The sequence below is a fragment of the Rhizobium azibense genome (assembly GCF_004342325.1).
Lineage (GTDB): Bacteria > Pseudomonadota > Alphaproteobacteria > Rhizobiales > Rhizobiaceae > Rhizobium > Rhizobium etli_B.
Window position 1 is genome coordinate 60,433 of the sequence record NZ_SMBJ01000004.1, and the last position, 18,101, is coordinate 78,533.

At 60.3% G+C, this 18,101-nt stretch carries 15 protein-coding genes and 1 pseudogene; 8 read left to right on the top strand and 8 right to left on the bottom strand.

Annotated features, from left to right (window positions below; translation table 11 throughout):
• Window positions 1-20: 20 nt before the first annotated feature.
• Together EV130_RS10675 and EV130_RS10680 are read right to left on the bottom strand one after the other, a co-directional pair.
• Complete coding sequence (locus EV130_RS10675; protein WP_074060108.1) at window positions 21-2,531, bottom strand: ligase-associated DNA damage response DEXH box helicase; 2,511 nt, start codon at window positions 2,529-2,531, stop codon at window positions 21-23.
• A gap of 47 nt (window positions 2,532-2,578) precedes the next feature.
• The gene (locus EV130_RS10680; protein WP_074060107.1) at window positions 2,579-3,214 is read right to left on the bottom strand and encodes a YitT family protein; all 636 of its coding nucleotides are present in this window, start codon (window positions 3,212-3,214) and stop codon (window positions 2,579-2,581) included.
• Window positions 3,215-3,341: 127 nt separating this feature from the next.
• Between EV130_RS10680 and EV130_RS10685 the strand changes: the two genes are divergently transcribed.
• Together EV130_RS10685 and EV130_RS10690 are read left to right on the top strand one after the other, a co-directional pair.
• Window positions 3,342-3,842, top strand: coding sequence for an RrF2 family transcriptional regulator (locus tag EV130_RS10685; protein ID WP_074060106.1), 501 nt, complete (start codon window positions 3,342-3,344; stop codon window positions 3,840-3,842).
• 27 nt (window positions 3,843-3,869) lie between these two features.
• Window positions 3,870-4,331 (top strand): carboxymuconolactone decarboxylase family protein, encoded by a 462-nt coding sequence (locus EV130_RS10690; RefSeq protein WP_074060105.1) that lies wholly within the window; start codon window positions 3,870-3,872, stop codon window positions 4,329-4,331.
• A 310-nt stretch (window positions 4,332-4,641) separates the two neighbouring features.
• Here the strand turns inward: EV130_RS10690 and EV130_RS10695 are convergent, their stop codons facing one another.
• Together EV130_RS10695 and EV130_RS10700 are read right to left on the bottom strand one after the other, a co-directional pair.
• Complete coding sequence (locus tag EV130_RS10695; protein WP_074060104.1) at window positions 4,642-5,277, bottom strand: YitT family protein; 636 nt, start codon at window positions 5,275-5,277, stop codon at window positions 4,642-4,644.
• Window positions 5,278-5,490: 213 nt separating this feature from the next.
• A complete protein-coding gene (locus EV130_RS10700; RefSeq protein WP_074063042.1) occupies window positions 5,491-6,417 on the bottom strand; it encodes a class I SAM-dependent DNA methyltransferase in 927 nt (308 codons plus the stop codon).
• A 143-nt stretch (window positions 6,418-6,560) separates the two neighbouring features.
• Between EV130_RS10700 and EV130_RS10705 the strand changes: the two genes are divergently transcribed.
• Window positions 6,561-6,827, top strand: a complete 267-nt coding sequence (locus EV130_RS10705) for a DUF6460 domain-containing protein (protein WP_022718289.1) — start codon at window positions 6,561-6,563, stop codon at window positions 6,825-6,827.
• A gap of 2 nt (window positions 6,828-6,829) precedes the next feature.
• Window positions 6,830-7,327, top strand: coding sequence for a CAP domain-containing protein (locus EV130_RS10710; RefSeq protein WP_074060103.1), 498 nt, complete (start codon window positions 6,830-6,832; stop codon window positions 7,325-7,327).
• Window positions 7,328-7,502: 175 nt separating this feature from the next.
• On the opposite strand, the gene EV130_RS10715 is transcribed toward EV130_RS10710, so the two are convergent.
• Window positions 7,503-7,637 carry a hypothetical protein gene (locus tag EV130_RS10715; RefSeq protein WP_420493363.1) on the bottom strand — a complete coding sequence of 45 codons (135 nt, stop codon included), beginning with the start codon at window positions 7,635-7,637 and terminating at the stop codon, window positions 7,503-7,505.
• A gap of 20 nt (window positions 7,638-7,657) precedes the next feature.
• On the opposite strand from EV130_RS10715, the pseudogene EV130_RS33300 reads away from it, so the two are divergent.
• A pseudogene (locus EV130_RS33300) lies at window positions 7,658-7,825 on the top strand (TetR/AcrR family transcriptional regulator); the annotation flags it as partial.
• Between the two features lie 175 nt (window positions 7,826-8,000).
• Here EV130_RS33300 and EV130_RS10725 read toward each other — a convergent pair.
• Both EV130_RS10725 and EV130_RS10730 read right to left on the bottom strand, forming a co-directional pair.
• Complete coding sequence (locus EV130_RS10725; protein WP_074060102.1) at window positions 8,001-8,231, bottom strand: hypothetical protein; 231 nt, start codon at window positions 8,229-8,231, stop codon at window positions 8,001-8,003.
• A gap of 464 nt (window positions 8,232-8,695) precedes the next feature.
• Window positions 8,696-9,091, bottom strand: coding sequence for a response regulator transcription factor (locus EV130_RS10730; protein ID WP_074060101.1), 396 nt, complete (start codon window positions 9,089-9,091; stop codon window positions 8,696-8,698).
• Between the two features lie 765 nt (window positions 9,092-9,856).
• Between EV130_RS10730 and EV130_RS10735 the strand changes: the two genes are divergently transcribed.
• Complete coding sequence (locus EV130_RS10735) at window positions 9,857-10,489, top strand: response regulator transcription factor (protein ID WP_074060100.1); 633 nt, start codon at window positions 9,857-9,859, stop codon at window positions 10,487-10,489.
• A gap of 668 nt (window positions 10,490-11,157) precedes the next feature.
• Here the strand turns inward: EV130_RS10735 and EV130_RS10740 are convergent.
• Entirely contained in the window at window positions 11,158-11,676 is a 519-nt protein-coding gene (locus EV130_RS10740) for a response regulator transcription factor (RefSeq protein WP_165918519.1), read from the bottom strand.
• 252 nt (window positions 11,677-11,928) lie between these two features.
• Here EV130_RS10740 and EV130_RS32535 point away from each other — a divergent pair, with 252 nt between their 5' ends.
• Together EV130_RS32535 and EV130_RS10745 are read left to right on the top strand one after the other, a co-directional pair.
• On the top strand, window positions 11,929-12,090 hold the full coding sequence (locus EV130_RS32535) for a hypothetical protein (protein WP_155774405.1): 162 nt from the start codon (window positions 11,929-11,931) through the stop codon (window positions 12,088-12,090).
• Between the two features lie 158 nt (window positions 12,091-12,248).
• Window positions 12,249-17,795 carry a trifunctional serine/threonine-protein kinase/ATP-binding protein/sensor histidine kinase gene (locus EV130_RS10745; protein WP_132660252.1) on the top strand — a complete coding sequence of 1,849 codons (5,547 nt, stop codon included), beginning with the start codon at window positions 12,249-12,251 and terminating at the stop codon, window positions 17,793-17,795.
• The last annotated feature ends 306 nt before the right edge of the window (window positions 17,796-18,101 follow it).

Consider the following 18,101-nt stretch of genomic DNA (forward strand, 5'->3'; position numbering starts at 1 on the left):
TTTTGTCCGTCCTGCAAATTTCAAGCCATAGCTTCGGCGATCAGATCCTCGGCCGCTTCGGCGAGCACGGCATCGTGGGCCTCGCCGTGAACTGGCTCCTTGCCGATCTCCAGCATCACCGGCACTGCGAGCGGGGAAATATGATCCAGCGCGCGATGCGTAATGTGCCCCTTGATTCGTCTCAGCATATCGCCAAGCCGGGAAATATCCAAAAGCCCGCTCGCTGCATCCTGCCGCGTCGCCTGTAGCAAGATATGGTCCGGCTCGTGGCTGCGCAGCACGTCGTAGATCAGGTCGGCCGACACCGTGACCTGCCGCCCGGTCTTTTCCTTGCCAGGGTGACGGCGCTCGATCAAGCCTGCAATCACGGCACAATTGCGGAAGGTGCGCTTCAGCAGAAACGATTCCTCGAGCCAGGCTTCGAGATCGTCACCCAGCATATCCTCGTCGAAGAGATCGGAAAGGCCGAGACGGCCGTCGCGGATCATCAGGCCCATGTCTTCAAGTCCCCAGATACCGAGCGAATAGTCTGTCGCAACGAAGCCAAGCGGCTTGGCCCCGGCCCGCTCCAGGCGCCGGGTGAGCAGCATGCCGAGCGTCTGATGCGCCAGGCGGCCCTCGAATGGATAGGCAACCATGTAGGCGCGGCTGCCGCGCAAGAAAGTCTCGATCAACAGTTCGTCGCGCTTCGGGAGCATCGACTTGTCCTTCTGCAACGACAGCCAGTCGCGGACCTGATCCGGCAGATGGTGCCAACGCTCAGGATCGGCGAGCATCGATCGCACCTGATCGGCAAGATAGGTCGAGAGCGGAAACTTGCCGCCGGCATAGGATGGGATTTTCGGGTCAAAGGAGAAAGCCTGGGAGACAAGCGCCTCGTTTTCGCGGATGCCTTCGAAACGGAGCACCTTGCCGGAGAAGATGAAGGTGTCACCCGCAGAAAGCTGTTCGAGGAAATATTCTTCGACCTTGCCGAGGGTGCCGCCGCCGCGGCCAATCTTGCCTGTCTGGCCGCGCTTCACCATCCGGACGTTCAGCATCGGGCTTTCGACGATGGTGCCCAGATTCAAGCGATACTGCTGGGCAACCTGCGGATTGGAAACACGCCAGAGGCCCTCCTTCGTCTTGCGGATGCGCGCATATCGTTCGTAGGTGCGCAGCGCATAGCCGCCGGTCGCGACGAAATCGACGATCTGCTCGAAGGTTTCCCAGGAGAGATCGGCATAGGGCGAGGCGCTCCTTACCTCATCGTAGAGTTCCAGCATATCGAAGGGTTCGGCGCAGGCCATGCCGAGCACGTGCTGGGCAAGCGCATCGAGTGCGCCGCGGCCGACGGGCGGGGTGTCCTGCGCCCCGATATAATTCGCATCGAGCGCTGCCTGGCATTCCATGACCTCGAAACGGTTGGCGGGAACGAGGATCGCCTTGGAGGGCTCGTCCATGCGGTGATTGGCACGGCCGATGCGCTGAGCAAGTCGCGAGGCACCCTTCGGCGCACCGACATGGATGACGAGGTCGACATCACCCCAGTCGATTCCCAGATCGAGCGTCGAGGTGGCGACGACAGCGCGCAGCCTGTTGGCCGCCATCGCTGCCTCCACCTTGCGGCGCTGGGCGACATCGAGCGAGCCGTGATGCAAAGCGATCGGCAGGTTTTCCTCGTTGACCGTCCAGAGTTCCTGGAAGAGCATTTCGGCCTGCGATCGCGTGTTGACGAAAAGCAGCGTCGTTTGATGCTCGGTCAGTTGCCTGTAGATGTCGGCAATCGCGTACCTGGCGGAATGGCCGGCCCAGGGGATGTGCTCATCCGTGGAAAGGATCGAGATGTCCGGTTTGGCTCCGCCTTCGACCGTCACGAGACCAGCGTGCCGTTGCCTGCCCTCCTCCTGCGCAACCAGCCATTTCTGCAGCTCGATCGGTTCGGCAACCGTGGCGGAGAGGCCGATGGTGCTGAGGCGTGGTGCAAGGCGGCGCAGCCGGGCAAGGCCCAGGGACAGCATGTGGCCCCGCTTCGACGTGACCAGGGAATGGAGCTCGTCGAAGACGACATATTTCAGGTCCTTGAAGAAACGTTGAGATTCCTTGCTGGCAAGCAAAAGCGCTACCTGCTCCGGCGTCGTCAGCAGGATGTCGGGTGGGTTGAGCTTCTGACGCTGTCGCTTGGCGTTCGGCGTATCGCCGGTGCGGTTCTCGACGACAACAGGCAGGCCCATCTCCCCCACCGGCTTCATGAGGTTGCGCTCTATATCGACGGCAAGTGCCTTCAGCGGCGAAACATAGAGCGTGTGGATGCCTTTGAAGGCACCGCCTTGCTCCCGCTTGCCGCGGCGGGTGAGATCAGTCAGCGCCGGCAGGAAACCGGCGAGCGTCTTGCCGGCGCCGGTCGGCGCGATCAGCAGCGTGCTGTGGCCTGCTTCGGCGCGGGCCAGCAATTCCAGCTGATGAGCGCGCGGGCGCCAACCCTTTTCCGCAAACCAGCGGATGAAGGGGGCGGGCAAGGCGGCGCGGGCTTCGGAATCGGTCTGGTCCACGGGACAAAACTAGTAAAATCGACGCGAAATAGAAGAGCGGCCGCGCTTCACATGGCGATATAGCGGTCCTTGCGATGGTTGATGGCGAGCGTGAGGTTGAGCACCAGGGCGCCGAGCACCGAGCAGGCGATGATGAAGGGGCTGGCGACGAAGAAGGAGAGCGCCAGGACGAGGCCATCGAAACCAAGCTGAACGAAGCCTGCGCGCCAGCCGAATCGATCCTGGATATAAAGCGCCAGGATGCCGATGCCGCCAAGCGTTGCGCGGTGGCGGAAAAGCGCCAGCATGCCCGCGCCGATGACAAGGCCGCCGAAGAGAGCGCCGGCGACAGGATCGACATGCGAGAGCCCGATGAATCGCGGCGCGATGTCCGAAAGCACGGATGTAAGAACGATCGCTACAAAAGTCTTGACTGTAAAGGCGGGACCGAGGCGGCGGAAGGCGAGATAATAGAACGGCAGGTTCACCGCAAAAAAGCAGAGGCCGAAGCTCCAGCCTGTCGCATAGTGCAGCAAGAATGCCATGCCCGCCGTGCCGCCTGCCAGAAGGCCGGCGCTGGAGAGAAGCGAGACGCCGAGCACAGCAAGCATGCTGCCCGCCACAAGTCCCTGTGCGTCATCGAAAAGCGAGTGTCTGTCCGACGAAGAGTTCACAAGTCCGGCGAGAGCGGCTTTTTCTGCCATCGTTTTCCCCTTGGTGTTTTCGGTTGTTCTATCCAGCCGTTCAGGCTTGGCAAGCGGGATTTCGACTGGCTGTTGACATATCGGATAATCATGGATATATATTATCCACGAATAGAGAGGACCAGGCATGAAATTGGGTGACGGCGTCGAACAGGCGATCCACAGCGTCGCGATGCTTTCCGGACTTTCGCAAGGCGGCGTGCTGTCGGCGGCTGCGCTCGCGGAGTTTCATGGTGTCTCGACGAGTTACCTGCTGAAGCACCTGCAGGCGTTGTCCGGCGCGGGCATTCTCGACACGGTACCGGGGCCGAAGGGCGGATACAGGCTTGCGAAAATGCCAAAGGACATTTCCCTGCTCGATATCGTGCTTGCCGTCGAAGGACCCGCACCAGCTTTCCGCTGTGCAGAAATCCGCCAGCGCGGGCCAAACCCGCTGCCGCAGCGCTATTTCACCAAGCCCTGCCAGATCAGCGCTGCTATGCAGAAGGCCGAGCGCGCCTACCGAACCGAACTTGCAAGGATCAGTATCGCCGACGTCCTGAGCGAGTTGTCGGCCGCAGATGATGGCGGCATCGCCGCACGCGGCTGCGCATTTCTTGAGACCCACGAGCGCAAAACGGCTCGCTGAGCCCTAACCTTAAAGGAGAAACCCATCATGCAGGCACGTTTCAACTTCGCAAAAGCCTCGCCGGAAGCCTACAAGGCGGTTGCCGCCCTGGAAGAATATGTCCAGGGCGCAGGCCTCGAACGCCGCTTCATCCACCTCATCAAGCTGCGCGCCTCCCAGATCAACGGCTGTGCCTACTGCGTCGACATGCACGTCAAGGAAGCCCGCCATGACGGTCTTGGCGAACAGTGGATCAACCTGATCTGCGCCTGGAAGGAATCACCCATCTATGACGCGAAGGAACGCGCCCTGCTCGGCTGGGTCGATGCTGTCACCAAGATCGCGGAGACCGGCGCTCCGGATGCGGACTTCGAAGCCCTCAAAGCGCATTTCAGCGAGGAGGAAATCACCAAGATCACGGTGGCAATCGGCACGATCAATGTCTGGAACCGGCTGGCCGTCGGCTTCCGCAGCCAGCATCCGATCGATCGGCCGGCGAAGGCTGCGTGAGAAATTCTGCTGCATAAAGCCTGAGGCACACCGCTTGAAGCGACCGACCCGATGCGAATCGGGTCGGAATACTGTCGATTATTTGCTTCGGGCACCTGATCCATCGAAGTTATTGATAATCTCACGGATGACTTGGGCGATCTTTTCCGCTGAAGAGCCTTTGGCATACTCCTCGTTCATGCGGCGTCTGACAAGTTCTTCCAACTCTGACATATCTTCACCTCATCTATCCGGCGCACGGCGAGTGTCGCTCTCGGCCCCAAAGGAGACAAGTTACGATTTGTTTATGATCGAACCGCAGCTTGCGGAACTACAGCGCGATATAACGATCCGCGCGGTGGTTGATGGTCAGGAAGAGATTGAGGACGATCGCGCCGAGAACGGAAAACATGACCACCGGCGGCGTGGTGACGAAAAAGGCGGCGGCAAGAACGCACATGTCCACGCATAGCTGCACGAGACCGGCGCGGATGGCGAAACGCTCCTGCATGTAGATGCCGAGAATGCCGACGCCGCCCAGACTGGCGCGGTGGCGGTAAAGCGCGAGCAGGCCGAAGCCGAGCAGCAGGCCGCCAAGCAGCGCTGCCCAGGCCGGATGGATACTGGAAATCTCAAAAAAACGCGACTGCACATCGGCAAGCACCGACGTGAGGCCGATGGCGACAAAGGTCTTTGTCGTGAAGGCGATGCCGAGCCGCTTCCAGGAGAGATAGAAAAACGGCAGGTTGAGCAGGAAGAAGGCAAGGCCGAAATTCACGCCGAAAGCATAGTGCAGCAGAAAGGCAATGCCGGCCGTGCTACCGGTGAGAAGCCCGGCGCTGGCGAGCACATAAAGGCCGAGTGCAGACACGAGGCTGCCGGAGAATATGCCCTGCACATCTTCGAGCAGCGTATGACGCGTCGCGCTGGTGTTCCAGAAACCGAGGGCACCGATGCGTTGAGCCATGGCGGCAATCTCCAAGAGCAAAAAAGTTCAGAGCGCCGGACAAATCCCCGCGCAACGGATCGCGTATGGTGAAGAGCTGAGGCGTTCCTGCTTGTTCTTCCGCCGCGCCGGTCAGCTATGAGGGGAATTATCGTGCTTTTCGCAGTTGCGAGCAAGCGAAATATGTAAGTAATGCTGACCTATTTTCACATCGCAAGATTCATGCGCTAAAGGCTATCGCCGTGCAATGAAAAGAATGCCGGCGACCGGTTTTGCGCCATCCATTCGAATTGTGGTTTTGACGGTTTCGACGATCTCGAAACCGCAACGGCGACAAAGGCTGCGAACATAGGCTTCCGTGTGGGCATAGCGCAGCGACGGCGCGAGGTGAAAACCGTCTCCCTCGCCCGCGTCTTCGACCGAGAAGGCGAAATCCGCCCCCGAACTGGCGAGGCGATCGACGATCGCGAAGGTGCTTTCGAGATCGCCGAGATACATAAGCACATCGGCAGCAGTCACCAGATCGGCACGGTGGTCCGCGCCATCGGCAAAGACGCCTGAGCCTTCGGGAGCAAGAGAAAGGTCGGCTCGGGCCAAGTGATCGTAGATTGTCTTCTCCCCGGCCTTGGCGAGCATCTTCTGCGAGAGGTCGTAGCCTTCAAGCCGCCCGGCATAAGCGCGAATTTCCGGACCAAGCAGGCCGGTGCCGCAGCCGAGATCGACGGCCAGCGAATATTTGCGGCCGGTGGCGGCGACAAGTGCTGCGAGTTTCTGCGGGACGGAGTAGTCCAGCCTTTCGACGAGCGAGGTTTCGAAACGGGCGGCATAATCATCAAACAGCCGCTCGACATAGCGGCTCGCAGGCCGGTCCGGTGTATTAGAACCATCGAGCAGGGCAAGCTTGAGGCTTGCGCCGAAAATGTCCTCCGGATCGAGCGTAAGGGTTTTCAGAAAGGCTTCGATCGCCGATTCCACTTTGCCGGCCCTTTCCCGATAGGTGGCGAGGCGATACCAGCCGGCAGCCCAGCCGGGCGTCAGTTCCAGCGCCTGCTCCATCAGTTCGGCGGCCGCATCCGGCTCGCCGCCCTCGTCAAGCATCTTCGCATAGTCGGCGCGGCGGTCGGCGATGACGTCGCCGGAGGAAAGCTGGCTCTGCTGCATGATCTGGCCCGTTGAATGCCTGTGCATTTGGCGGCGGCCACAAAAAAACTCAAGTCCTATTTCAGAGGCGGAACGGCCAGTTCCGGAAAAGGCTTGCGGGCGACGCGCCGCAACCGTATTTCAGGGCAAACAGGAGATGGCGCATGTCCGATCAGGTAAACAAATTTCTGGGCGACTCGCTCGGCCGCACATTGGTGAAGCTCTTGGTCGTTTCGCTGATTGTCGGTTTCGTAATGACCGTTTTCGGATGGGCGCCGCTGGACCTCGTCTATAGCATCCGCGATTTCATCCGCGAGATCTGGTACCGGGGCTTTTCGGCTCTCGGCCGCATCGGCGATTATCTGCTGCTTGGTGCAACGGTCGTCATCCCGATCTTCATTATCATCCGACTTTTCAACTTCCGCCGGTAAACATGACATCCATCGATCTTTCCAGGCGCAATCTGCTGCGCATTTCAGGCCTTGTCCTTCTGACGGGCGTCGCAAGCTGCACGACCGCACCCAGAATGTCCTCCACGCCTTCGGACGGGGATGACGAGACGGCGGCGGCGCTGCCGCTCGTCAACCAGCTTCGTGCCAAAAACGGCCTGACGGCGCTTCGCGTCGATCCGGCTGCAAGCGCTGCGGCGATCTACCAGGCCAAGCGAATGGCAAGCGCCGGCAAGATGACGCACCTGATGGGCATGGCCGACAGTTTCGGCGCGCGTGTGACGAAAAGCGGCGTGCAGCTTCCAGCGGCCGAAAACATCGCCGCCGGTCAACAGAGCGTCGAGGCCGCGGTAACGGCCTGGATCAACTCGCAGCACCACCTCGAAAACATGCTGGGACGCTATAACGGGCTCGGCGTGGCCGTTGCGCACAATACGTCTTCCCGGAACATACCTTACTGGGCCATGGTTCTTTCCAGCTGAGGCCATTCTGCCTTTCACGAGCGAGGCAGAAATGGATACCGGAACACCGCGAAACCGGCTGGCATTCGACGTGACGCACCGGCGGTGCTGTCGATCGCTGTGCCATTTTCCATTTGCCAATCCTATTGCGCCCCCTGTGCGGGCGGCACCCATCTCATTGAGGCGGCTGGACGGTTCAGTAGGTAATCTGTCCGTCCACAATCTGTTCTCCGCCCGAGGAAACCTCCCGCTTCAAGACCTCGCGCGCCACCGCGACTGGAGCCGCAACGACTACGCGCACTGCCGAACCGGCGAAATTGGCCGCAGTCATTCCGATCTGTTTCGTAACGCTCGCAAGTGCATGGTCTCACTTTGCTGCTGGTAGACCGCCTCGTCGGCCCCAGCGACAAAGTGGAGGCGCTGACCGAGAGCGTCCTGCAAGGCATGCTCGACGGATTGGCGAATAGTATCCCCGCGATACCAGCGGGCGTGTGGGTGGGACCTCGGTCTGGCGAATAAAAGGTCCCAAGGCTCGCTCTCGGCGACCTGCTGACATTTTGGCGAGGATTGTATTGGGGCTGATGTTTTGCTGGCAACCTTGCGGGTGATCTCCGCACTCAAACAGCATTGCCAAGGAATGGGGTGCAGCGCTCGTAGAACAACGTCCTCCCGAGGCTGGGATATCCGACCGACCTTAGCCTAAAGCCGCTGTCAACACATCCCCGACCTGGATATACGACAACTTGGCCTTCGCAACCTTCGCCCTCAGAGCCGCCAGCTCTTCAGCAAGCAGTTCCGCGGCGATCTTCTGGACGGCTGCCTTCAATCGATCCTCGACGTCGAAAACGTCCAGCATGTAACTGGTTATTGCGTCCTTCATCAGTTCTTCGATGGCAGTATCATTCTCCTCCGGCGTGTCAGTCATACTGCGCTTCCTTTGGTTGCGGGCATTCCCCTTCAGTTGGCACCTTTGAGGCTAGTTCCAGGCATTATCTCGGTCCATAATACTTGAGGAAGACTTTCTGAATTCTAGGGATGCTCATTTCCTCCTTTGGTTTAGCCCACCCCACCAGATTGTCGGAGTTATCGAGCTTAACCTTCCTCAGCTGGGGGGTTACAGATGTGCGGCAAGCCGCTGAGAGCACTCCGACCGGATGGTGGGTAAGTCCCCATCATTTGCGCCTTTGAGCAAGGCCCTGTGGCGCTGATGATCGAAAGCTTCCGAACCGGCTTGCTCTCGAACATCATGCTTGGAAAAAGGCCCCTGGTGATCGATTGCGCGCGGGATGTTCAGGGGGTGGCGTCAGATCGGATGCGTTCCAATCCCTGGAGTCCCCCGGATTGAAGCGGAGTTGCAGCGCGCTTTGCCCAGCAGAGGTCTTTGCGACCTCATGAACCGCTTTTTCCCTCGTTACTAAGAGCCAGCGCAGTACGGATGCAATCAAGCAAAACCTGTTCGTCAAACGGCTTTGTCAGACAGCCGATAATGTCCGCGCCCAACGCAGAGGCACGCACGTTCTTTTCCGGAAAGGCGGTGATCAGAACAGTCGGAACGCTCTTGCCCATCGCGACGAGCCGTCGGTGCAGATCGAGCCCGCTCATTCCGGGCATATTGATGTCCGTCACCAGACAGGCCGTGCGGCGGATATGGGGGAATCTCAAGAAATTATCCGCGGATGAGAAGGTCTCGGCATCAAATCCCATCGACCGCATGAGCCCCTTGATAGCCTCGCGAATCGACTCGTCGTCGTCGACGATCGCAATCAGAGGTCTCCTGGTTGGCACTGCCGCCTCCCAACTTTGCCGATTGGTCTCGGGCGAATGAGCGTTGTGGCGCGCTTGACTGGATGGATTCAGTATTTAACCGCGACAAAGGCGTCGCAAGCTATACGATCGTATAGATGCCTAAGACTTACCGCAACGAGAGGGGCCCGTGCCCCTGAGTGCCCGGAGCATGAAGATGAGACACCGATGTCGTTTTGAGATCCACGCGCCTTTCGAAAGCCACACCGGGCGCGCGTCGGGCCGGTCGGTGTTGCACAAGAGGTGGTGGGAGAAGGTCTCGACTGTGCCGCGCGGAAGGGTGGTGAAATGGCCGGACAGTGGCGCGGCCACCAGGAGCTTTGGCTGCGGCTTGGGCCGATGCGCCGCCTGGTCGAATTCAAGCGCGACGTCTCATCTCCATGTCGGGTCCACCCCGCACAGTCTCGCTAGTGCTTGAAGTTTGCTTGTCTTCCGCCGCACCTGATACTTGCGACCCGTTCCCTTGTGACGGCAGATCCCGGCCATGTGGCGCATCGGCACGCCATGGCGGACCACAGGACGCCCAAGCGGCTTTCGTGGACAGCCCGCATTTAGCCTTGTTGCCAAGGTAATTAGCGCGCATTCTGGTGTGCCAAAAACTCCGTTCCGGCACCGGCTGAGGAGAGAGGAGGAGTGTTCTTATTGCGTCACTGGCGCTCTGCTGGTTGGACTATGCCCGCTGCTGCTGCAGGGGGTGCAGGTCCTGCATGTCCCAAAGCTTTGGTTGACCTTGGGGGGCGCTGAACGATGAGCGAGGCCACTATCATTGTCATCGATGATGACCCGGAGATCCGCGAAGCGCTTGGCAGCCTGCTGCGTTCCGTCGGTTTTGACGTGAAACTCCTCGCTTCGGTGGGTGACTTCCTGATCTCTGGACGACCCGACGGACCGACCTGCCTCGTGCTCGATGTCCGGCTTCCGGGACAAAGCGGTCTTGATTTTCAGCTCGAGCTGTCGCGAGAAAAGATTCAGCTGCCGATCGTCTTCATCACCGGGCACGGCGACATTCCCATGTCCGTCCGGGCGATGAAAGGGGGCGCCGTCGAGTTCCTGACGAAACCGTTCCGCGACCAGGATTTGCTCGACGCCATTCACGTCGGCCTGGCGCGCGACCGTGCTTGGATTGAGAATGAAAAGGCATTGGCAACGGTGCGCGCGCGTTTCGATAGCCTGACCCCGCGGGAGCGCGAGGTGATGGCTTTGGTGGTGGCCGGACGGCTCAATAAGCAGATAGCCGGAGATCTAGGCGTGAGTGAAATTACCGTGAAGGTTCACCGCAGCCAGGTCATGCAGAAGATGGGTACCAGGTCCCTGCCCGAACTCGCGCGTATGGCTGACAAGCTGATGATCGCACCGGGAAAACCGCAGACGAACTCGTAGTTCTTGCCGCGCGTATAGGTCACCCCCTCCTCATTGGTAATCGATCCTTCCTGGTGGCCAATAGCCCGGGCCGGAGCTCTCTTTTATGGTACGGGTTCCTTTCAGCCTCCCAGGCCGTATCGCCCCCGATCGGCCCGCCTGGAGCCTCCCACCCCCGGGAGGCTTCTTTTTGGCCCTCGCATGGCAGGTCGCGCGCTTGAGAGCGACCGATATGGATTTGCTTATAGGATTGCGCCACGGCATGTGGGGCTTGCCGGGCTTCACGGTCACCAGTGATCTCTTCCAAGTTCAGGTTGTTGAAGACAAACCTGAAGGAACAGATGGCAGGCGAGTGGTCAACAATGGCGATGTCGGGGGAGAATGCCGTGCGAATTCGGGGACCAACCCTCGTCAAAGGTACGGGCGGCCGGATGGTATTTGAGCGCACCGACGTGGCCCGCATGAGCGCAGAGAGGTGCCGGAGCGCCATCGCGGGCGCAGCTTCAGCCAAACCGGAGTCGCCACAACGGCACTAATCTTTTTGTTTTTACGCAATTTGGGACCGAAAGGCGATCCGCACTCTTTCCTGGATTTCTCTAGGCGGTCGGAGCCTGCGTGCTGACGACAAACGCGATCTCCGTCTGCGGCGTCTCGATCATACGAGACGCCGCATGGGATGGCAGCCAAGCTTAAGGCGTCTCCAGCGAGAAGGAATCCCGCGCCATGATCCGTTGGAGGCTTCTTCGATGCATAGAAAGCGCGCGCGCAGTACGCGATACGTTCGCCCCGCACATGGCGTAAATTCTCTTAATATGCTCGATGCGAACGGCCTCGGGCCGCGAAATCGTCTCGGGTATCGGCGCAGATTCGAGATTTCGTCCAAGCAGCACGGCCAGCACGATATCGACCTCCATCGGTTTCGGCAAAACGTCACTGGCTCCTTCTCTGACGACACGGACCGCCGTGGCGATGTTGCAGTAGATACTTTGGACCACGACGCGTGTAGTGCCGAGATTTGCCAACGCTTCGACGATCTCAAAACCATTGCCGTCAGCGTACTTGAGTTCAATCAGTGCGAAATCGGGCACGTCGCTTTCAAGCTGGGCCTTGGCTTCTGCAACGCTCGTGGCCAGCCGAACCGCCAACCCCTCAGAAAGGAGCCGCGCAACAAGAGGGGAAAAAACGTCGATTTCCGGATCCGCTACCAAGACACTGGCTCTCCTGGTGTTGGATGCCGAGGAGGCTTGGGGGACAACGCATGGGGATACCATCATGACCGCTCCTAGTTTCAGGATCGCTTCGAGTCTAGGACAAGTCGGCTGGAGACGACATTATACGCTTGGATAGCTTTCAGTAGCCGATGGTTGTTGACAGTGCCTGCTCCAGCCGGCTGACGCGTCTGGAGCGACGGTGGCATTGCCGATCCATGAGCATGTCGCTCGCTGAGGAGAAGCTCACGGATGGGTTCGATGCCGGCGCTCTCCTCCGAAGCTCTGCGGGTCCACGATCCGCCCGACCGTCCAGCCGCCGCTGGGCAGCCTTTCGTCATCAGAGGCAGACCATCCATCGAAGGGGCGGGTGATGGCCGCTCGGCCGATCCGCTGGACGAACAGATGTGGTAAAAAGGTAGGGAATTGGTTACGGTTGATCAAATGTGCTCGCTTTGGCCCTGTGATCGGACGGATCTCCGATACGGGAGTGGCAGTGCCAAATGAGACAGGCGAGGTGACGAAGTCGGCAAAGCACATCCTCTTTCTTCGGCGTTGGTGGAGATTGCAGTTTGGAGGTTCTTTGGGAGGATGGTGATCGCGTGTTCCACCGGGAACGACGCCGGGGCGTCGACGGCAAGTGGAACCCGGTACTGGTCGTGCTTCCGGCCCTCGAGCACCCGACACGTTCAAGCCTCGAACGCCTCGACCATGAATATGGATTGAAGGACGAGCTCGATAGCGCATGGGCGGTGCGACCGCTTGAGTTGGTGCGCGAAGGCGGCCGGACGATGCTGGTACTTGAAGATCCGGGCGGCGAGCCGCTCGCCCGGCGGCTCGGAACGGCAATGGAAACGGGGCTTTTCCTGCGCCTCGCGATTAGCATCGCCGCTGCGCTCGGCAAGGCCCACCAGCGCGGCCTCGTCCACAAGGACATCAAACCGGCCAATATCCTGGTAACGGAAGAAGGCGCCGAGGTGCGGCTCACCGGCTTCGGCATCGCCTCGCGCCTCTGCCGCGAACGGCAGGCGCCCGAGCCACCCGAAGTGGTCGCCGGAACGCTTGCCTATATGGCCCCCGAGCAGACCGGGCGCATGAACCGCTCGATCGACTCGCGCAGCGACCTTTATGCGCTCGGCGTGACCCTCTACGAAATGCTGACGGGGAGCCTGCCCTTCGCTGCTTCCGACCCGATGGAATGGGTGCATTGCCACATTGCACGGCAGCCGATGCCGCCCAACCAGCGAACGGCGGATGTTTCACCGGCAGTCTCGGCCATCGTCATGAAGCTGCTCGCCAAGACGGCCGAGGAACGATACCAGACGGCAGGCGGCGTCGAGCACGACCTTGGCCGCTGTCTCAGCCAATGGAAAATGCTGGGCCGGATTGATGCGTTCGCGCTCGGCGAACGTGACATCCCCGACCGCCTGCTGATTCGCGAGAAGCTCTACGGGCGGGAGCGCGAGGTCGAGACCTTGCTCAATTCCTTCGACCGCGTGGTGTTGAGCGGGGCGCCGGAGTTGGTGCTCGTCTCTGGCTATTCCGGTATAGGCAAGTCGGCGGTGGTCAATGAACTCCACAAAGTACTGGTGCCTCCGCGGGGTCTGTTCGCGGCCGGCAAATTCGACCAGTACAAGCACGACATCCCTTATGCGACCCTGGCGCAGGGATTTCAGGGCCTGCTCAAGGGACTCCTCGCCAAGAGCGAGGCCGATTTGGCGCCGTGGCGCGAGGCGCTGAGCGAGACGCTGGGGCCGAACGGACAACTGATGGTCGATCTCGTCCCCGAACTGAAGCTCATCATCGGCGACCAGCCGCCGGTCGCTGAACTTCCGCCACAGGACGCGCAACGGCGATTCCAGCTGATATTCCGACGGTTCATCAGCGTCTTTGCCCGGCCCGAACATCCGCTAGCGCTGTTCCTCGACGATCTCCAATGGCTCGACGCGGCGACGCTCGACCTGCTGGAGGATCTACTGACCCGGCCGGATCTGCGACAGCTCATCCTGATCGGTGCCTATCGCGACAACGAGGTCACCGCTTCCCATCCTTTGATGCGGAAGCTTGAGGCGATCAAGGCCGCCGGCGGCAAGGTCGCGGAAATCAGGCTTGCGCCGCTTAGTCAAGACCATCTCCGGCAGCTGATTGCGGATGCGCTCCACTGTCAGCCCGGGCGCGCGGCCCCGCTCGCACAAATGATGCACGACAAGACCGGCGGCAATCCGTTCTTCGTCCGTCAGTTCCTGTTTTCGCTCGCCGAAGAGGGAATGCTTACTTTCGATCATGACGCGGCATGCTGGTCCTGGCATCTCGAGCGCATTAACGCCATGGGATACACCGACAACGTCGTGCACCTCATGGTCGGCAAGCTCGCGCGCCTGCCGCCCGAAACGCGAAAGGCACTGCAGCAGTTCGCCTGTCTCGGAAACATCGCAGATACCACGATGCTTTCACTCGTCCTCGAGACGCCGGAGGAGCAAGTCCACGAGGCCTTGTGGCCTGCCGTCGCTCATGAACTGCTCGAGCGTCTGGCAGGCGCCTACCGGTTCGTCCACGATCGCGTTCAGGAAGCTGCCTATTCGCTGATCCCGCAGGAGCGACGTGGCGAGTTGCACCTTCGCATAGGGAGACTGCTTGCGGCGAACACTGCGCCGGAGCTGATCGACGATTATGTTTTCGAGATTGTCAGCCAACTCAATCGCGGAGCCGCACTGATCACCTCAGCTGAGGAGCGCGAGCAACTGGCAAGGTTCAATCTGCTGGCCGGCAAGCGCGCCAAGGCCTCGACGGCATACGCCTCGGCGCTCAACTATTTTGTCGCCGGCGCGACACTGCTGCCGGAAGACGCCTGGGAGCGCCAGCACCAACTGGCGTTCGCGCTTGAGCTGAACCGAGCCGAATGCGAGTTCCTCATGGGCGCGCTGGCGGACGCGCAGGAGAGGTTGGCACAGCTTTCCAACTGTGCTGCATGCTCCGACGACCAGGCTGCTGTCGCCTGCCTGCGCATCGATCTCTATGCTGCGCTCGGTCAGACCAGCCGCTCTGCAGCCGTCGGTCTCGACTACCTGAGGCAGCATCTCGGCGTCGACTGGTCGCCGCATCCGGCCGACGAGGAGGTGCAACGAGAATACGGCCGGATCTGGTCGCAGCTCGGAAGCCGCGCGATCGAGGAGCTCGTTGATCTGCCTTTGATGAGCGACCCAGCATCCTCCGCGGCGCTGGATATCCTCACCCGGCTCGTTGGGGCGGTATGGCATACTGATGCGAATCTTGCATGCATGGCGATCTGCCTGGCCGTTAATCTGAGCCTCGAGCGAGGCAACAGCGACGGCTCCTGCTACCATTATGTGTCGCTTGGCTATATTGCCGGGCCCCGCTTCGGCGACTATGCGGCCGGTTATCGATTTGGTCGGCTCGGTTGCCAACTGGTCGAAGAGCGCGAACTGAAGCGCTTCCAAGCCAGGACTTATAAAGACTTCGGAGCCCACGTCGTACCGTGGACGAAACATGTCCGAACCGGACGCGACATCTTGCGGCGAGCACTTGAAATTGCCAACCAGAGCGGCGACCTCACGTTTGCCGGATATAGCTATGCCAGTTTGAATTCGAACCTGCTGGCGGCGGGCGATCCACTTATGGAAGTGCAACGCCAAGCGGAGATTGGCCTCACATTTGCGCAGAAGGTGCGGTTCCAATTCGTCATAGACCTCGCCAGCGCGCAACTCGGCCTTGTCCGGACGCTGCGCGGGTTGACCGGGAAATTCGGCTCCTTCGACGACGATGGATTTGACGAACTTGAGATCGAGCGCCGATTTTCCGAGGATCCGAACTTGATTCTTGCGGAAACTTGTTACTTTGTCAGAAAACTCCAGGCGCGGTTCTTTGCGGGCGACTATGAGGCGGCCGTCGATGCATCATTGCGGGCGCAGAGGCTGCCATGGACATCGGTGTCGCATTTCGAAGAAACGCCGGAACATCATTTCTACGGCGCTTTGGCCCGCGCCGCATGCTGCGACTCTGCTCTGCCTGACCAGCGGGCACTGCATACGGAGGCTCTGGTCGCCCACCACCGACAGCTTCAGATCTATGCGAAGAATTGCCCGGAGAACTTCGAGAACCGAGCCGCTCTGGTCGGCGCCGAGATAGCACGCCTTGAGGGCCGCGAAATCGACGCCGTGCGTCTTTACGAAGAAGCGATCCGCTCGGCGCGCGCCAACGGCTTCATTCATCATGAAGCCATTGCATATGAACTCGCCGCCCGCTTTTATTCGCAGGGCGGGTTCGAGGACTTCACTCGCCTCTATCTCCGCAACGCGCGCGCCTGCTATCTGCGCTGGGGCGCCGACGGCAAGGTGCGGCAACTCGACCAACTTTACCCTGACCTGAGAGGGGAAGAACGCACTCCTGCTCCAACCGCCACCATTGGTGCACCGGTCGAGCAACTCGATCTCGCAACCGTTATCAAGATCTCGCAAGCTGTGTCGGGCGAGATCGTCCTTCAAAAGCTGATCGACACGGTCTTGCGCACCGCCGTTGAGCAGGCGGGGGCCGAGCGCGGCCTGTTGATCCTGCAGCGTGGCGGTGAGTCACGGATTGCGGCGCAGGCCACGACCGCCGGCGACGCGGTCGTGGTGCAGCTGCGTGACGAGATCGCGACCGCGATTATGCTGCCGGAATCGCTGCTTCATTATGTCTTGCGCACAAACGAAAGTGTGGTTCTCGGCGATGCCACAGCTGAGAACCCATTTTCTGCGGACCCCTACATCTGTCAGCGTCGTGCTCGTTCCATTCTCTGCGTGCCGTTGCTCAACCAGGGCCAACCAACCGGCGTCCTCTATCTTGAGAACAATCTCGCCCCTCGGGTATTCGCTCCAGCCCGAATCGCGGTGCTGAAGCTGCTCGCCTCTCAGGCAGCGATCTCACTCGAGAATACCCGGTTGTACCGCGATCTCGCTGAACGAGAAGCCAAGATCCGTCGCCTCGTCAAGGCCAACATCATCGGGATCGTCATCTGGGATGTCGAAGGTCGCATTCTTGAGGCCAACGACGCATTCCTCCGCATGGTGGGATACGACCGAGAGGATCTTGCCTCGGGTCGACTATGCTGGACGGACCTGACGCCGCCCGAATGGAGCGACCGCGACGCACGGACCTCCGCAGAGCTGAAGCTGATCGGGGCGGTCCAACCGTTCGAGAAGGAGTACTTTCGGAAAGATGGCAGCCGTCTGCCCGTGCTGATCGGCGGTGCACTGTTAGAAGAAAGCACGAATGAAGGTGTCTCTTTCGTCCTCGATTTGACGGAGCGCCGGCAGGCGGAAGAGGCGTTACGCGAGAGCGAGGAAGCCTTGCGCGAGGCGCAGGGGCAACTGGCCCACGCAAACCGCGTCGCCACCATGGGGCAGCTCACAGCCTCCATCGCCCATGAAGTCAATCAGCCGCTCGCCGCCTCGCTTACCAACGCCCAGGCGGCCTTGCGCTGGCTCGGTACCTATCCGCCGAATCTGGAGGAGGTGGCTCAGGCGCTCGGCCGGATCGTCGAGAACGCCAATCGGGCCGGCGATGTCATTGGCCGAATCCGCGCCTTGGTCAAGAAGGAACCCCCTCGCAAGGGGCAGTTCGACCTCAACGAAGCCATTCGTCACGTGATTGCCTTGACCGGCACTGAAGTGCTCCGGCAAGGCGTCACGCTGCAGACCGAATTCGCCACGAGCCTCCCGTCCGTGGAAGGGGATCGCGTTCAGCTGCAACAGGTGATCCTAAACCTGATCATGAACGCCATTGAGGCGATGAGTGGCATTCATGAGGAAGAGCGCGAGTTGCTGATCAGCACCGAGACAGACGCCTCAGGAGGCGTGGTCGTCGGGGTGCACGACTCGGGTCCAGGCCTCGACCCGCAAAGCATGGACCGCCTTTTTGAGGCCTTCTACACGACCAAATCCACCGGTATGGGTATGGGCCTGGCGATCTGCCGTTCGATCATCGAGGCTCACGGGGGCCGGCTATGGGCGACCGCGAATAAACCTCGTGGGGCAGTGTTTCTGTTCACTCTGCCTCTCGAACGAGACGAACCCGCTGGCGCAAAGCATGCCGACCAAATGGCAATGTTGGGAAACCAATAGGGCGAATGGCAGCTGAAGCTCTCGCACCTCATGGGCCTTGTTGAGGTGGACGGCTCCAAACGGCATCGATGTGCCAGAATGAGTTCGTTGAAATCTCAATCGAGGCAGACCGTCCGTGGAACAGATTATCCGAATTGGTATGGACAAGCTTGACGAGGACACTTTATGCAGCGTCGCCTGTTTCCATCGTCGCAGCCGCGGCCCAGGACATACACGGGCCCCGACCGGGAAAAGTTCGCCAGTGAACCGAAGCGAAATGGCGTGGTTGACGCCGTTGTGGCAGGAATATCGCGGACGGCACGTCAT

What these genes read in the sequence shown, in the direction of transcription:
- EV130_RS10690 (WP_074060105.1), top strand. Translation starts at nt 3,870, where the DNA reads ATGCAGGCACGTTTCAACTTCGCAAAAGCCTCGCCGGAAGCCTACAAG.
- EV130_RS10695 (WP_074060104.1), bottom strand. Translation starts at nt 5,277, where the DNA reads ATGGCTCAACGCATCGGTGCCCTCGGTTTCTGGAACACCAGCGCGACG.
- EV130_RS10705 (WP_022718289.1), top strand. Translation starts at nt 6,561, where the DNA reads ATGTCCGATCAGGTAAACAAATTTCTGGGCGACTCGCTCGGCCGCACA.
- EV130_RS10715 (WP_420493363.1), bottom strand. Translation starts at nt 7,637, where the DNA reads ATGACTGCGGCCAATTTCGCCGGTTCGGCAGTGCGCGTAGTCGTTGCG.
- EV130_RS10710 (WP_074060103.1), top strand. Translation starts at nt 6,830, where the DNA reads ATGACATCCATCGATCTTTCCAGGCGCAATCTGCTGCGCATTTCAGGC.
- EV130_RS10700 (WP_074063042.1), bottom strand. Translation starts at nt 6,417, where the DNA reads ATGCAGCAGAGCCAGCTTTCCTCCGGCGACGTCATCGCCGACCGCCGC.
- EV130_RS10685 (WP_074060106.1), top strand. Translation starts at nt 3,342, where the DNA reads ATGAAATTGGGTGACGGCGTCGAACAGGCGATCCACAGCGTCGCGATG.
- EV130_RS10680 (WP_074060107.1), bottom strand. Translation starts at nt 3,214, where the DNA reads ATGGCAGAAAAAGCCGCTCTCGCCGGACTTGTGAACTCTTCGTCGGAC.
- EV130_RS10735 (WP_074060100.1), top strand. Translation starts at nt 9,857, where the DNA reads ATGAGCGAGGCCACTATCATTGTCATCGATGATGACCCGGAGATCCGC.
- EV130_RS10725 (WP_074060102.1), bottom strand. Translation starts at nt 8,231, where the DNA reads ATGACTGACACGCCGGAGGAGAATGATACTGCCATCGAAGAACTGATG.
- EV130_RS32535 (WP_155774405.1), top strand. Translation starts at nt 11,929, where the DNA reads ATGGGTTCGATGCCGGCGCTCTCCTCCGAAGCTCTGCGGGTCCACGAT.